At 73.3% G+C, this 12,854-nt stretch carries 12 protein-coding genes and 1 tRNA gene; 9 read left to right on the top strand and 4 right to left on the bottom strand.

The features are described from left to right. The first annotated feature begins 87 nt into the window (after nt 1–87). The 5 genes from IE106_RS18500 to IE106_RS18520 all read left to right on the top strand — a co-directional run bounded on the left by IE106_RS18500 (nt 88) and on the right by IE106_RS18520 (nt 4,083). On the top strand, nt 88–546 hold the full coding sequence (locus tag IE106_RS18500) for a peroxiredoxin (RefSeq protein WP_189535413.1): 459 nt from the start codon (nt 88–90) through the stop codon (nt 544–546). A gap of 185 nt (nt 547–731) precedes the next feature. Further along, on the top strand, nt 732–1,307 hold the full coding sequence (locus tag IE106_RS18505; protein ID WP_189535415.1) for a TerD family protein: 576 nt from the start codon (nt 732–734) through the stop codon (nt 1,305–1,307). Between the two features lie 124 nt (nt 1,308–1,431). Next, the gene (locus IE106_RS18510; protein WP_189535417.1) at nt 1,432–2,007 is read left to right on the top strand and encodes a TerD family protein; all 576 of its coding nucleotides are present in this window, start codon (nt 1,432–1,434) and stop codon (nt 2,005–2,007) included. A 100-nt stretch (nt 2,008–2,107) separates the two neighbouring features. Next, nucleotides 2,108–3,253: a DUF475 domain-containing protein gene (locus tag IE106_RS18515; protein ID WP_189535420.1), complete on the top strand. Its 1,146-nt coding sequence runs from the start codon at nt 2,108–2,110 to the stop codon at nt 3,251–3,253. Nucleotides 3,254–3,342: 89 nt separating this feature from the next. Then, the gene (locus IE106_RS18520; RefSeq protein ID WP_189535422.1) at nt 3,343–4,083 is read left to right on the top strand and encodes a TerD family protein; all 741 of its coding nucleotides are present in this window, start codon (nt 3,343–3,345) and stop codon (nt 4,081–4,083) included. A gap of 49 nt (nt 4,084–4,132) precedes the next feature. Here IE106_RS18520 and IE106_RS18525 read toward each other — a convergent pair whose 3' ends face one another. Then, nucleotides 4,133–5,089 (bottom strand): TerD family protein, encoded by a 957-nt coding sequence (locus tag IE106_RS18525; RefSeq protein WP_189535424.1) that lies wholly within the window; start codon nt 5,087–5,089, stop codon nt 4,133–4,135. Between the two features lie 202 nt (nt 5,090–5,291). Between IE106_RS18525 and IE106_RS18530 the strand changes: the two genes are divergently transcribed. The 3 genes from IE106_RS18530 to IE106_RS18540 all read left to right on the top strand — a co-directional run bounded on the left by IE106_RS18530 (nt 5,292) and on the right by IE106_RS18540 (nt 9,828). Further along, a complete protein-coding gene (locus IE106_RS18530) occupies nt 5,292–6,479 on the top strand; it encodes an HpcH/HpaI aldolase/citrate lyase family protein (protein ID WP_189535426.1) in 1,188 nt (395 codons plus the stop codon). Between the two features lie 65 nt (nt 6,480–6,544). Continuing rightward, on the top strand, nt 6,545–9,001 hold the full coding sequence (locus tag IE106_RS18535; RefSeq protein ID WP_189535428.1) for a phosphoribosyltransferase: 2,457 nt from the start codon (nt 6,545–6,547) through the stop codon (nt 8,999–9,001). After that, on the top strand, nt 8,998–9,828 hold the full coding sequence (locus tag IE106_RS18540; protein WP_189535430.1) for an HAD family hydrolase: 831 nt from the start codon (nt 8,998–9,000) through the stop codon (nt 9,826–9,828). Before IE106_RS18535 ends, IE106_RS18540 begins: the two co-directional genes overlap by 4 nt. Before the next feature lie 125 nt (nt 9,829–9,953). Here the strand turns inward: IE106_RS18540 and IE106_RS18545 are convergent, their stop codons facing one another. From IE106_RS18545 to IE106_RS18555, 3 genes are all read right to left on the bottom strand, one after another. Next, nucleotides 9,954–10,175 carry an FmdB family zinc ribbon protein gene (locus tag IE106_RS18545; protein ID WP_189535432.1) on the bottom strand — a complete coding sequence of 74 codons (222 nt, stop codon included), beginning with the start codon at nt 10,173–10,175 and terminating at the stop codon, nt 9,954–9,956. 154 nt (nt 10,176–10,329) lie between these two features. Next, nucleotides 10,330–11,736, bottom strand: coding sequence for a hypothetical protein (locus tag IE106_RS18550; RefSeq protein WP_189535434.1), 1,407 nt, complete (start codon nt 11,734–11,736; stop codon nt 10,330–10,332). Nucleotides 11,737–11,812: 76 nt separating this feature from the next. Then, entirely contained in the window at nt 11,813–12,583 is a 771-nt protein-coding gene (locus tag IE106_RS18555) for a DUF4097 family beta strand repeat-containing protein (protein ID WP_189535436.1), read from the bottom strand. A 159-nt stretch (nt 12,584–12,742) separates the two neighbouring features. On the opposite strand from IE106_RS18555, the gene IE106_RS18560 reads away from it, so the two are divergent. Then, a tRNA-Val gene (locus tag IE106_RS18560) sits at nt 12,743–12,814 on the top strand. The last annotated feature ends 40 nt before the right edge of the window (nt 12,815–12,854 follow it).

Here is a 12,854-nt window from a genome sequence, read left to right on the forward strand (position 1 = left end):
GAGAGGCCCCCGCCGAGCACATCGGCGGGGGCCTCGTTGCGTAGGGTGGGACCCCAGCGATCCGCCCACCGAAGGGATGCTTTTGCCATGGCGATCGAGGTCGGCACGAAGGCCCCGGACTTCGAACTGAAGGACAACCACGGGCGCACCGTGCGACTCGGCGACTTCCGCGGCGAGAAGAACGTCGTGCTGCTCTTCTACCCGTTCGCGTTCACCGGCGTCTGCACCGGCGAGCTGTGCGCGCTCCGCGACCAGCTGCCGCGCTTCGTCAACGAGGACACCCAGCTGCTGGCCGTCTCCAACGACTCCATCCACACCCTGCGCATCTTCGCCGAGCAGGAGGGCCTGGAGTACCCGCTGCTGTCGGACTTCTGGCCGCACGGCGAGGTCTCCCGCGCCTACGGCGTCTTCGACGAGGAGAAGGGCTGCGCGGTCCGCGGCACCTTCGTCATCGACAAGGAGGGCGTCGTGCGCTGGACGGTCGTCAACGGCCTCCCCGACGCCCGCGACCTGAACGACTACGTCAAGGCCCTCGACGCCCTCTGACACCCGTGGGGCGCGGGGTGACCACGTGACGAGTGGGCCCCGCGCCCGCGCGCACGTGCACCCGAAACCCTGACTCATCGGTTCAAGAGCGTACGCACGGCGGGAACCCCTCACTAGGATCCAGTCGTTGATCCGATGCCAACGCACGACGGGGGCGCTGCCCCTGGAAACCTATGGAGGGACTCGTGGGAGTCAGCCTCAGCAAGGGCGGCAACGTCTCGCTGACCAAGGCCGCGCCCAACCTGACCGCGGTCACGGTCGGTCTCGGCTGGGACGTCCGCACCACCACCGGTACGGACTTCGACCTGGACGCGAGCGCTCTGCTGCTGAACGCCCAGGGCAAGGTCGCCACCGACGGCAACTTCGTCTTCTTCAACAACCTGAAGAGCCCGGACGGTTCCGTCGAGCACACCGGCGACAACCTGACGGGTGAGGGCGAGGGCGACGACGAGCAGATCAAGGTCAACCTCGCGACGGTCCCGGCCGACGTCGACAAGATCGTCTTCCCGGTCTCGATCTACGACGCCGAGACCCGCCAGCAGTCCTTCGGCCAGGTGCGCAACGCGTTCATCCGCGTCGTGAACCAGGCCAACGACGAGGAGCTCGCCCGCTACGACCTCAGCGAGGACGCCTCGACGGAGACGGCGATGGTCTTCGGTGAGCTGTACCGCCACGGCGTGGAGTGGAAGTTCCGCGCCATCGGCCAGGGTTACGCCTCCGGCCTGCGCGGCATCGCGCAGGACTTCGGCGTGAACGTCTGAGCCGTACCGCAGCTCCGTCCGGCGCCGCACCCCGCCCGGTGCGGCGCCGGATGCGCCCTTTTCGCACCGCACGGCACACAGGCACCGCACGGCACGCAGTACGTCACCGGGGAGGATCATCGTCATGGGCGTCACGCTCGCCAAGGGAGGCAACGTCTCCCTCTCCAAGGCCGCACCCAATCTGACGCAGGTGCTGGTCGGACTCGGCTGGGACGCGCGCTCCACCACCGGAGCGCCCTTCGACCTCGATGCCAGCGCGCTGCTCTGCCAGTCCGGCAGGGTCCTCGGCGACGAGTGGTTCGTCTTCTACAACAACCTCACCAGCCCCGACGGCTCCGTCGAGCACACCGGTGACAACCTCACCGGCGAGGGGGACGGCGACGACGAGTCCCTCATCGTCGACCTCGGCAAGGTCCCCGCCCACTGCGACAAGATCATCTTCCCGGTCTCGATCCACGAGGCCGACAACCGCGGCCAGACGTTCGGTCAGGTGAGCAACGCGTTCATCCGTGTCGTGAATCAGGCCGACGGCCAGGAACTGGCCCGTTACGACCTGAGCGAGGACGCCTCGACGGAGACCGCGATGATCTTCGGCGAGCTGTACCGCCACAACGGCGAGTGGAAGTTCCGGGCCGTGGGTCAGGGGTACGCGTCCGGACTCAGGGGCATCGCTCTAGACTTCGGGGTCAATGTTTCCTAAAGCTCGTCCCAGGGTTCGTTCAAGGCCCGGCGCAATCGGCGTGGAGGGGACCCTCCCGCAGGCTTCGCCCGGGGGGACCCCCAACACGATTGGGTAGTCAGTGGTTCTGAAAACCTTCGGCTGGTCGTTCGCCGTCACGGCGCTCGGCCTCGCTTTCGCCGCCTGGCAGTGGGGGTGGGAGGCGTTCGGGATCGTACTGATCCTGTCGATCCTCGAGATCTCCCTCTCCTTCGACAACGCGGTCGTCAACGCCGGAATCCTCAAGAAGATGAACGCCTTCTGGCAGAAGATCTTCCTGACGATCGGCATCCTGATCGCGGTATTCGGTATGCGGCTGGTCTTCCCGGTCGTCATCGTCGCGATCAGTGCCAAGGTCGGCCCGATCGAGGCCGTGCAGCTGGCGCTGGACCAGCCGAAGCAGTACGAGAACCTGGTCACCGACGCGCACGCGGCCATCGCCGCCTTCGGCGGCATGTTCCTGCTGATGATCTTCCTCGACTTCATCTTCGAGGAGCGCGAGCACAAGTGGCTGGCCTGGCTGGAGCGCCCGCTCGCCAAGCTCGGCAAGGTCGACATGCTGTCGGTCTGCATCGCGCTCATCGTCCTCCTCGTCACCGCGATCACCTTCGCCACCGAGGCGCACACCAGCACCGGCCACGCCGACAAGTCCGCCACGGTGCTGCTCTCCGGCGTCGCCGGCCTGATCACCTACCTGGTCGTCGGCGGCCTCTCCGGCTACTTCGAGAACAAGCTCGAAGAGGAGGAGGAACGGGAGCACGAGGAGGAGGAGAAGGCCCACCGGGAGGGCAAGCAGGTCTCCGCGGTCGGCCTCGCCGGCAAGGCCGCGTTCTTCCTCTTCCTGTACCTCGAGGTCCTCGACGCCTCGTTCTCCTTCGACGGCGTCATCGGCGCCTTCGCCATCACCAACCACATCTTCTGGATGGCGCTCGGCCTCGGTATCGGCGCCATGTACGTCCGGTCGCTCACCGTCTACCTGGTCCGCCAGGGCACGCTCGACGACTACGTCTACCTGGAGCACGGCGCGCACTACGCCATCGGCGCCCTCGCCGTGATCCTCCTGATCACGATCCAGCACGAGATCAGCGAGCTCGTCACCGGCTTCATCGGCGTGTTCCTGATCGCCGCCTCCTTCCTCTCCTCGGTCCGCCGCAACAAGCGCATCGCCGAGGCCGAGGGCGGTGCGGGAGGCCCCGGCGAGAAGGCCGAGGCCCCGACCGGGGTGTGACCACTCCGGTAACGAGGAACGCTTCTGAAGCGGGGCGGTCGGGTGCTCCCGGCCGCCCCGCCGCGTATCCGGACACCTTGGGGGGTGGCATGGCTTTCTGGGACAGCCTGCGGCAGAACAGGGCGGCGCAGTTCGACTCGGGCAGCGCCGCGAGCAACGCGATCGACCTGACACGGCGGCGCCCGACGGTCTCGCTGACCAAGCAGGGCGCCGCGACCGGCAACCTGCGCGTCAACCTCTCGTGGAAGATGCGCACGTCCGACTTCGACGACAGGGGCAGGCAGAGCGGCCGGCTGCTGCGGCACCCGCTGAAGTTCTTCCAGCCCGAACCGGTCCAGGCCCACACCCGGGCCGTGACCAACGTCGACCTGGACATCGGGTGCCTGTACGAGCTGACCGACGGCAGCAAGGGCGTCGTCCAGCCGCTCGGCGGCTACTTCGGCGACCTCAACGACGCGCCGTACGTGAAGCTCAGCGGCGACGACCGGTTCGGCTCGCCGTCCGGCGAGACGATCTTCGTCAACCTCGACCACCGCGACGACATCAGGCGGCTGCTGTTCTTCGTCTACATCTACGACCAGACGCCCGCCTTCGACCGCACCCACGCCATGATGACGCTCTACCCGAGCAACGGCCCACGCATCGAGATCGAACTCGACGAGCGCGCCCCCGAGGCCCGCTCCTGCGCGGTCTTCCTGCTGGAGAACGTCAAGGGCGAGCTGGTGGTGCGGCGCGAGGTGAAGTTCGTCTACGGCTTCCAGGGCGAGCTGGACCGGATGTACGGCTGGGGCATGCAGTGGGGCCGCGGCTTCAAGGCCGGGACGCACTGACGGCCGCGCCGCCGCGCTCCCGGCCCCACCCCGCGGCTCCCCACGGGGCTCAGCGCTGGAACTGCGGCCCCATCGGCGGCAGCTGGAAGCTCGGGTCCGGTACGGGCGCCCCGGCGGCCGCCGCGGCGGGCTGGGGCGCCGGGTGCGGGTAGCCGTAGGAGGGCTGCGGCGCGGGCGAGCCGTACGGAGGCGCCGACGCGGGCTGGGGGTAGCCGTAGGAGGGCTGCGGCGCCCCGGGGTGCGGATACCCGTACGCGGGCGGGACGGCCGGCGGGGGCGGCAGCGGAGGAGCGGCGGGGACGGCGGGGACGGCGGGAGCCGCCGTGACGCCGGTGGCGGCCCCGGCGGGTATCGCCTGGGTGGCGTCCGAGGGGTCCGTCCCGGTCACCGGCTCCGCGGCCGGGGCCTGGGACGCCGCCTCGGCGTCCGCCGCGGCCGCGGCGGCGGCCTCCTCCTCGTCGACCGAGATGCCGAACGCCGTGGCCAGCCCGATCAGCCCCGTCGGATAGCCCTGCGCCACCGCGCGGAACTTCCACCCCTCGCCCCTGCGGTACAGCTCGCCGCAGATCACCGCGGTCTCCTCGCCCGTCTCCGGGCGCACGTGGAACGACGCCAGCGCCTCGGCGTCCTCGCCCGCCGCGGCGTCGTACAGCACGATCCGCAGGTCCGGCACGTGCACGAAGGTGTCGCCGTCCGAGGACGCCGCGACCACCACCTGGTCCACGGACTGCTCCAGCCCCGCCAGGTCTACCTCGACCGTGTCGGTGAGCCCGTCCTCCACGCGCTTCTTGGGCAGGCGCCGCACGGCACCGGAGGGGTGCCGGGGCTGGTTGTAGAAGACGAAGTCCTCGTCGGAACGCACCCGCCCGTCCAGGCCGAGCAGCAGGGCCGAGGCGTCCACGTCGGGCACCCCCGGGCCAGGGGTCCAGCGCAGTACGGCCCGTACGGCCGCGACGTCGAGCGGGACGTTCGAGCCCTTCAGCATCTCGTGCGTCATGCCCGTCATCCTGCCTGGCCGTCCGCCCGGGGGACAACGCGGGGGCCGGTACCGGGCGCGCCGGCCGCCCGGCGCGCCCCCTCGGGGTCGGTCCTCATGTCACGCGGCGTTCACACCGGCGGGGAACCGGCGACACTTGTCCCTACGTACTATTACCGGCCACATGTCACCAGGCCGCAGGCAGCACATCACGGCAGTTCGGGGAATCCGCATGCGTCATTTCGGGCATATCTCGCCTGCTGCTCGGGCTGGGCTGTTCCATCGGGAGCCGTGCGCGTTCGACAGCCACTCGCCGGCCCGCGTCCTCTCGGCCGCGCTCGGCGCCACCCTCTACAGCCCCGCCACCCGCCCCGGCCTCGCCGACGACGTGATGAAGCAGGCCGGGCGCGGGGTCGTGTCGATGGTGCTCTGCCTGGAGGATTCCATCGGCGACGGGGACGTCGAGAGGGGCGAGGAGAACCTCGTGCGCCAGTTCGCCGACCTCGCCGGGCGGGACGGTGAGCCGCCGCTGCTGTTCATCCGCGTCCGCGAACCCGAGCAGATACCCGACCTGGCCCGCCGCCTCGGCCCCGCCGTGCGGCTGCTGTCCGGATTCGTACTGCCGAAGTTCACCGAGAAGCGCGGCACGCCCTTCCTGGAGGCCCTCGCCGCCGCCGAGGCGGAGCCCGCCACGGCGGACGCCCTCGCCGGCCGCCCCCTGTACGCGATGCCCGTCCTGGAGTCGCCCGAGCTGCTCCACCTGGAGACCCGCGCCGACACCCTCGCCGGGATCGCCCGCTCCGTCGCCGCCCACCGCGACCGGGTCCTGGCCCTGCGGCTCGGCGTCACCGACTTCTGCTCCGCGTACGGGCTGCGCCGCTCACCCGACATGACCGCGTACGACGTGCAGATCGTCGCCCACGTCATCGCGGACGTCGTCAACATCCTGGGCCGCGCCGACGGCAGCGGCTTCACGATCACCGGACCGGTGTGGGAGTACTTCCGCCTCCAGGAGCGGATGTTCAAGCCGATGCTGCGGCGCAGCCCCTTCACGGAGGGCCGCGCCGACGCCCTGCGCACCGCGCTGATCGAGCACGACCTGGACGGGCTGCTCCGCGAGATCGAGCTGGACCGGGCCAACGGCCTGCTCGGCAAGACCTGCATCCACCCCTCCCACGTCCAGCCCGTGCACGCCCTGTCCGTCGTGAGCCACGAGGAGTACACCGACGCCCGGGACATCCTGCGCCCGGAGCGCGGCGGCGGAGGCGTCCTGCGTTCCGCCTACACGAACAAGATGAACGAGGTGAAGCCGCACCGGGCCTGGGCGGAGCGCACGCTCCGGCGGGCCGAGGTGTTCGGCGTCGCCAAGGCGGACGTGGGGTTCGTCGAACTGCTCGCGGCGGGCCTGGCGGTACCGTGAGCGGCGCCCCGCACCCGGCAAGGCACCTGTACCTGAGAGAGAAGAGGCACGTCATTCACAGCACGGTGTGGACGGGAACATGGGTCGCCGAGCGGCTCGGCGTCGAGCTCCGCGGGCAGCGGGGGGACGACGGGGAGCTGCGCGGCCTGCTGGGGCTGGCCCTGCGGAACAACAGGAAGCGGGCGCACCTCCTCGTCTCCCGGGTGCTGGGCAAGCACGTGCCGCAGAGCCCCGCCGTGGTGCGCGGCGCCGGACACGAGTTGGGGCGCCGCGTGCGGGAGCTGCTGGGCGACGCCCAGGCGCGGCGCGCGGTCGTCGTCGGGTACGCGGAGACGGCGACCGGCCTGGGCCACTGCGTCGCGGACGGCCTGGGCCACGCCCCGTACCTGCACTCCACGCGCCGCCCCGTGCCGGGGGTGCCCCGGGCGGCCGGGTTCGAGGAGTCCCACTCCCACCACACCTCGCACCTCCTGCTCCCCGAGGATCCCGGGCTGCTGGCCGGGCCGGGCCCGCTGGTGCTGGTCGACGACGAGTTCTCGACCGGCAACACCGTCCTGAACACCGTGCGGGCGCTGCACGAGCGGTACCCGCGCGAGCGGTACGTGATCGTGGCGCTCGTCGACATGCGGTCGGCGGAGGACCGGGGGCGGCTGGCGGAGTTCGCCGACGAGATCGGCGCGCGGGTGGACCTGGTGGCGCTCGCGGCGGGGACGGTACGGCTGCCGGACGGCGTCCTGGAGAAGGGCCGCGCCCTGGTGGCCGCCCACGAGGAGCCCGCGCCGGCGGCGTCCGGCGACGTGACCGCCGTACGGCGCGTGGACCTCGGCTGGCCGGCCGGGCTGCCGGACGGGGGCCGCCACGGCTTCACCCCGGAGCACCGGGCCCGCCTGGAGGCGGCGCTGCCGTCGATGGCGGCCCGCCTGGCGGAGGCGCTCGCCCTGACCGCCGCGCCCGCGCCCGCGCCGCCCGCTCCCGCCGGTGACGCCCCCGCCCGCGCCCCCCGCGTCCTCGTCCTCGGCTGCGAGGAGCTGATGTACGCCCCCCTCGCCCTGGCCGCCGCGCTGGAGGAGCGGACCCCGCACGCCGACGTGCGCTTCTCCACCACCACCCGCTCGCCCGTCCTCGCCGTCGACGACCCCGGCTACGCCATCCGCACCCGCCTCGTCTTCCCCGCCCACGACGACCCCGCGGACGGCCCCGGCGACCGGTACGCGTACAACGTCGCCGGCGCCGGCTTCGACGCGGTCGCCGTCGTCGTCGACTCGACCGCCGACACCCCCCTCCTCCACGCCCGGGACGGCCTCCTCGCCCGGCTCGCCGCGCACGTCCCGCGCGTCGTGCTGGCGACCGTCCCCTCGTACGTACCGGAAAGAGCCGGCATGCTGCCCGAGCCGCTGCGCGGACCCGCGTTCTCCTCCTACGCCCCCGACGAGGTCGGCTGGCTCCTGAAGGACCTGTCGGCCGTCGAGCTGGAGGCCCCCACCGAGGAACGCGAGGAGGCCATCCAGAGCGGCGGCGCCCACTACGCCGAGTCGCTGCCCGTCGAGTACCAGCCGAGCGACGAGTACCAGAAGCTGTTCCACGCCGCCCTCGACGCCTCCGCGGCCCGGATCGCCCGCGCCGTCGGCGCCGTCACCGAGACGGTGCTCGCCGAGCGGTCGCCCCGCCCCGTACTGGTCTCCCTCGCGCGCGCCGGCACCCCCGTCGGCGTGCTGATGCGCCGCTGGGCCCGCCACCGCCACGGCCTGGACCTGCCGCACTACGCCGTGTCGATCGTGCGCGGCCGGGGCATCGACACCAACGCGCTGCGCTGGCTGCGCGCCCACCACGACCCGGCGGACGTCGTGTTCGTCGACGGCTGGACCGGCAAGGGCGCCATCACCCGCGAACTGGCCGCCGCCCTCGACGGCTTCCCGGACTTCGACCCGGAGATCGCCGTACTCGCCGACCCGGGCTCCTGCGTGCGCACCCACGGCACCCGCGAGGACTTCCTCATCCCCTCCGCCTGCCTCAACTCCACGGTCTCCGGGCTGATCTCGCGCACCGTCCTGCGCGCCGACCTGGTGGGCCCCGACGACTACCACGGCGCCAAGTTCTACCGCGAGCTGGCCGGCGCCGACGTGTCCGGGGACTTCCTCGACGCGGTCTCCGGTCGCTTCGACGAGGTCGCGGACGCCGTCGCCGCGGACGCCGCCCGCCTCCTCGCCGCCGACCGGACACCCACCTGGGAGGGGTGGGCGGCCGTCGAGCGGATCAGCGAGGAGTACGGCATCCACGACGTGAACCTCGTCAAGCCGGGCGTCGGCGAGACCACCCGGGTCCTGCTGCGCCGCGTCCCGTGGAAGATCCTCGCCCAGCGCGGCGCGGGCGCCGACCTGGACCACGTACGGCTGCTCGCCGAGCAGCGCGGCGTCCCGGTCGAGGAGGCCGACGGACTGCCCTACACCTGCGTGGGCCTCATCCACCCCCGGTACACGCGCGGCGCGACCGGCGCCGACGGCCGGGCGGTGACGGCGCCGTGACGTTCCGGCCCGCGCTGGTCGCCAGCGACCTGGACCGCACCCTCATCTACTCGACGGCCGCGCTCGCGCTGACCGCCCCCGACGCCGAGGCGCCGCGCCTGCTGTGCGTGGAGGTGTACCAGGGCAAGCCGCTCTCGTACGTCACCGAGGCGGCCGCCGAACTGCTCGACGAACTGGCCCGCACGGCCGCGTTCATGCCGGTCACCACCCGTACCCGGGAGCAGTACCGGCGCATCCGGCTGCCGTGCCCGACGCCCCGGTACGCGATCTGCGCCAACGGCGGCCACCTGCTGGTCGACGGCGAGTCCGACCGCGACTGGCAGGCGGTCGTCGCGGCGCGCCTCGCCGACGAGTGCGCCACGCTCGACGAGGTGCGGGCGCACCTGCTGGCCGCCGCCGACCCGGCGTGGCTGCTGAAGGAGCGGGTCGCCGAGGACCTCTTCGCGTACCTCGTCGTGGAGCGGGCCCTGCTGCCCGACGGGTGGCTCGCGGAGCTGTCCGACTGGGCCGGCTCACGCGGCTGGACGGTGTCCCTGCAGGGCCGCAAGGTGTACGCGGTGCCGAAGCCGCTGACGAAGAGCGCGGCGGTACGGGAGGTGGCGCGCCGCACCGGCGCCCGCACCGTCCTCGCGGCGGGCGACTCGCTGCTGGACGCGGACCTGCTGCTGGCCGCGGACCGCGCGTGGCGGCCCGGGCACGGCGAGCTGGCCGACACGGGCTGGCGCGCCGGCAACGTCGAGGTGCTCGCCGACCGGGGGGTCGCGGCGGGGGAGGAGATCCTGCGCCGGTTCCTGGCGGCGGCCCGGACGGCGCCCGCGGCGGTCTGAGGGCGGGGCCGACCGGCCCGGCGCCCGCGGCGGCACGCCGGGCCGGTCGCCGGGACGGTCGGCTTCGGGGCGGACGGTTCCGGGGCCGGCAGTCCGTCGAGGCCGGCGGCTCCGGAGCGGGGGCGTCAGCCGCAGCAGCCGCCTCCGCAGCACCCGCCGCCACCGCCGCCGCTCGCGGACCCGGCCGGTGCGGCGGCCGCCGTGCCGCCGACCGCGACGGCCGACAGCAGCTTCACGGTGTCGCCGTGCCCGGCGGGGCAGGCGGCGGGGGCGGAGGACTCCGCCATGGGACGGCTCAGTTCGAACGTGTCGCCGCAGGTGCGGCAGCGGTACTCGTAGCGAGGCATGCGCACAGGTTAACGACCCCGCCGCGACCGCGGGCCCGGTGGCTCCGGCCACCCGGCCCTGCCCCCGGCCCCTGCTTGAGCTGCGATCCGACATCGGCCCCGGCCCCGATCCCGGCTGAGGCCCCGCCCCGGCCCCCATCCCCGCCCGCGCGAGCTACCCGGCCCCGCCCCGCCCCGGCCCCGACGGGCCGCCCCCGCGCTCCTCGCGGATCTGCTCCACCACGCGGGCCACCTCCGCCCGCACGGCCCGTGTCTCGTTCAGGAAGTGCCAGTAGTCGGGGTGCCGCCCCTCCAGGCCGTCCACCGCCCGGTCGAGGCGGGCGACCGCGGCGTCGAGGGGCCCGGCGTGCCGGGGATCGGGGGTGTGGCGGCCCTCCATGGCGAGCCGCTGGGCGTCCCGGATCGTGAAGCGCGTCCGCTCGACCTCCCGCTGCGGGTCCCCGGACACGGCGTCCAGCCGCCGGAGCCGGTCCCCGGCGGCGGACACGGCCTCGTCCGTCGTGTTCAGCAGCGCCCGCACCGTGCCCAGCAGCGCCGTCGCGTCCGCCCACCGCTGCTCGTCCCGCGCCCGCCCCGCCTCGGCGAGCTTCTCCTCCGCCCGCCGTACGGTCTCCACGGCCCGCGCCGGTACGGGCTGGAGGTCCTGCCAGCACGCGGCGCTGAACCGGCGCCGCAGCTCGCTCAGCACGGGTTCCACGGAGGCGGCCCGGTTGGCGAGGGCCTGCGCGCGCGTGCGGAGGGACACCAGCCGCCGGTCGATCTCCGCGGCCCGCTCGGGCAGCCGCTCCGCCTCGGCCCGTACGGCTTCGGCCTCGCGCAGCACACGGTCGGCGCGCTGCAGGGTCTCTGCGACACCGTGCCGCCCCGCGCCCTCGTTGAGCCTGGTCAGCTCCGGGGCGAGGGCGGCGAGCCGCGCGGCCTGCTCGTCGGCGCGCAGCCCCGAACCGCGTACGGCGTCCAGCGCCTCGCTCGCCGCGAGCAGCGCCGCGCGGGCCCGCTCGACGGCGGGGGCGAGCCGGGCCAGCTGCGTCTCGGCCGTGTCCAGGAGCGGCGCGATCCGCTGCTCGAACCGCTCCAGCTCGCCCCGGACCCGTACCAGCTCCTCCCTGGCGCGGGTCAGGTCCGTGCGCGCGCCGGCCGCCGTGGCGGCGTCGAGGTCGACCCGGTCCAGGTCGTGGCTGTCGACGGCCTCGATGTACGCCTGGCTGACCTCGTCGATGCGCCGCCCCAGCGCGGCGAACTCCTCGGCGGCCCGGCCCGCGGCGGGCGAGGAGTCGACCGCGACGATCGTCTCGACGGAGATCCGCAGGCCCCGCTGCGCGGTGTCCAGCTCGTAGAACGCGGCGGCCGCGGCGTCCTTCGCGGCCTGCGCGTCGGCCCGCTGGCCCTCGGCGCGTCCGCCGCCGAACCAGCGCCGCGTACCGCCCCCGGACCCGCTCCCGGCGAACGCCCCGGCCGAGGCGAGCGCCCCCGCCGAGACGGCGGCGAGCAGGGGCAGGGGCAGCAGCACCAGGGCGAGTACATCCTTCGCGTACCGCCGTGCGCCGCGTGTCCCCGTCACATCCGCTCCCCGTACCGTGCGTGTCCGAGCCGACCCGGTCCATTCTCCCACCGGGTAGGACGAACGGGAGGGCGGATCAGTTCGCGGTACGGACCCGCACGTCGCCGTTCTCGCTGAACGCGGTGACCGACCGGGGGCTGCCCGGGTCGCGGGGCACCTCGGAGGCGACCTCGCCGTTGTCGCTGCCGGCGTCCACGGCGTACGGCCCCGCGGCGGAGGGCAGCTCGACGACGACGTTGCCGTTGGAGCTGCGCCCCTCGACCCGCCGGGGGGCGCCGTGCAGGCCGAGGTGGACGTCGCCGTTGTCGCTCCGGGCGGTGACCGTCTCGGAGACGGCGCGTTCGACGCGGAGGGTGCCGTTGTCGGTGTACAGGTCGAGCGGCCCGCGGGCGTCCTTCACGGCGACGTCGCCGTTGTCGGTCCGCACCGTGAGGGCCGAGGTGAAGCCGTCGGCGGACACGGTGCCGCTGTCGGCCCTGACGGTCACGGCGGTGCCGCGCGGCACCCTCACCTCGTGCCGGGCGTCGCAGTTCTCGACGACGGCGTCGCACTCCACGCGCAGCGTGAGCGTGCCGCCCTCCATCCGCCAGTGCGCCTCGGGCCCGTTGCCGAGCACCACCCACCCGTCGACCTGCCGGGTCACCTCGACGCCCTTCACGTCGGCGGGGACGAGCACGACCTCGCTGTCCCCGGAGTCGACGGTCAGCGAGGTCCCGCCGAACGGGAACACCTCGCGTTCCACCGGCGCGTCCGCCACGTCGACGTCCCCGCACCCCGCGAGCCCGAACACCAGGCCCGCCGCGACGGCGAGACGGACGGTGCGACGACGAAAACGCTGCGTGACCACGAGCTTCCCCCAGGATGGAACCACTGCGACGGCCCCACGCTACGCACCACCCCACCGCCCCACGATCCGGCGACCCACCGCGCCCGGGGTGGGGCTAACCCCCCTGCGACGGTTTGCGAACCCCACCCATGGGCCATGTACGCTGTTGCCTCACTCCGAGGGTGCGTAGCTCAGGGGTAGAGCGCTGCTCTTACAAAGCAGATGTCGGCGGTTCGAAACCGTCCGCGCCCACATGATCGGCGATACGCCGAAGGCCCAGGTCATCCGGAAG

The sequence above is a fragment of the Streptomyces roseolilacinus genome (genome assembly GCF_014649335.1).
GTDB classification, from domain to species: domain Bacteria; phylum Actinomycetota; class Actinomycetes; order Streptomycetales; family Streptomycetaceae; genus Streptomyces; species Streptomyces roseolilacinus.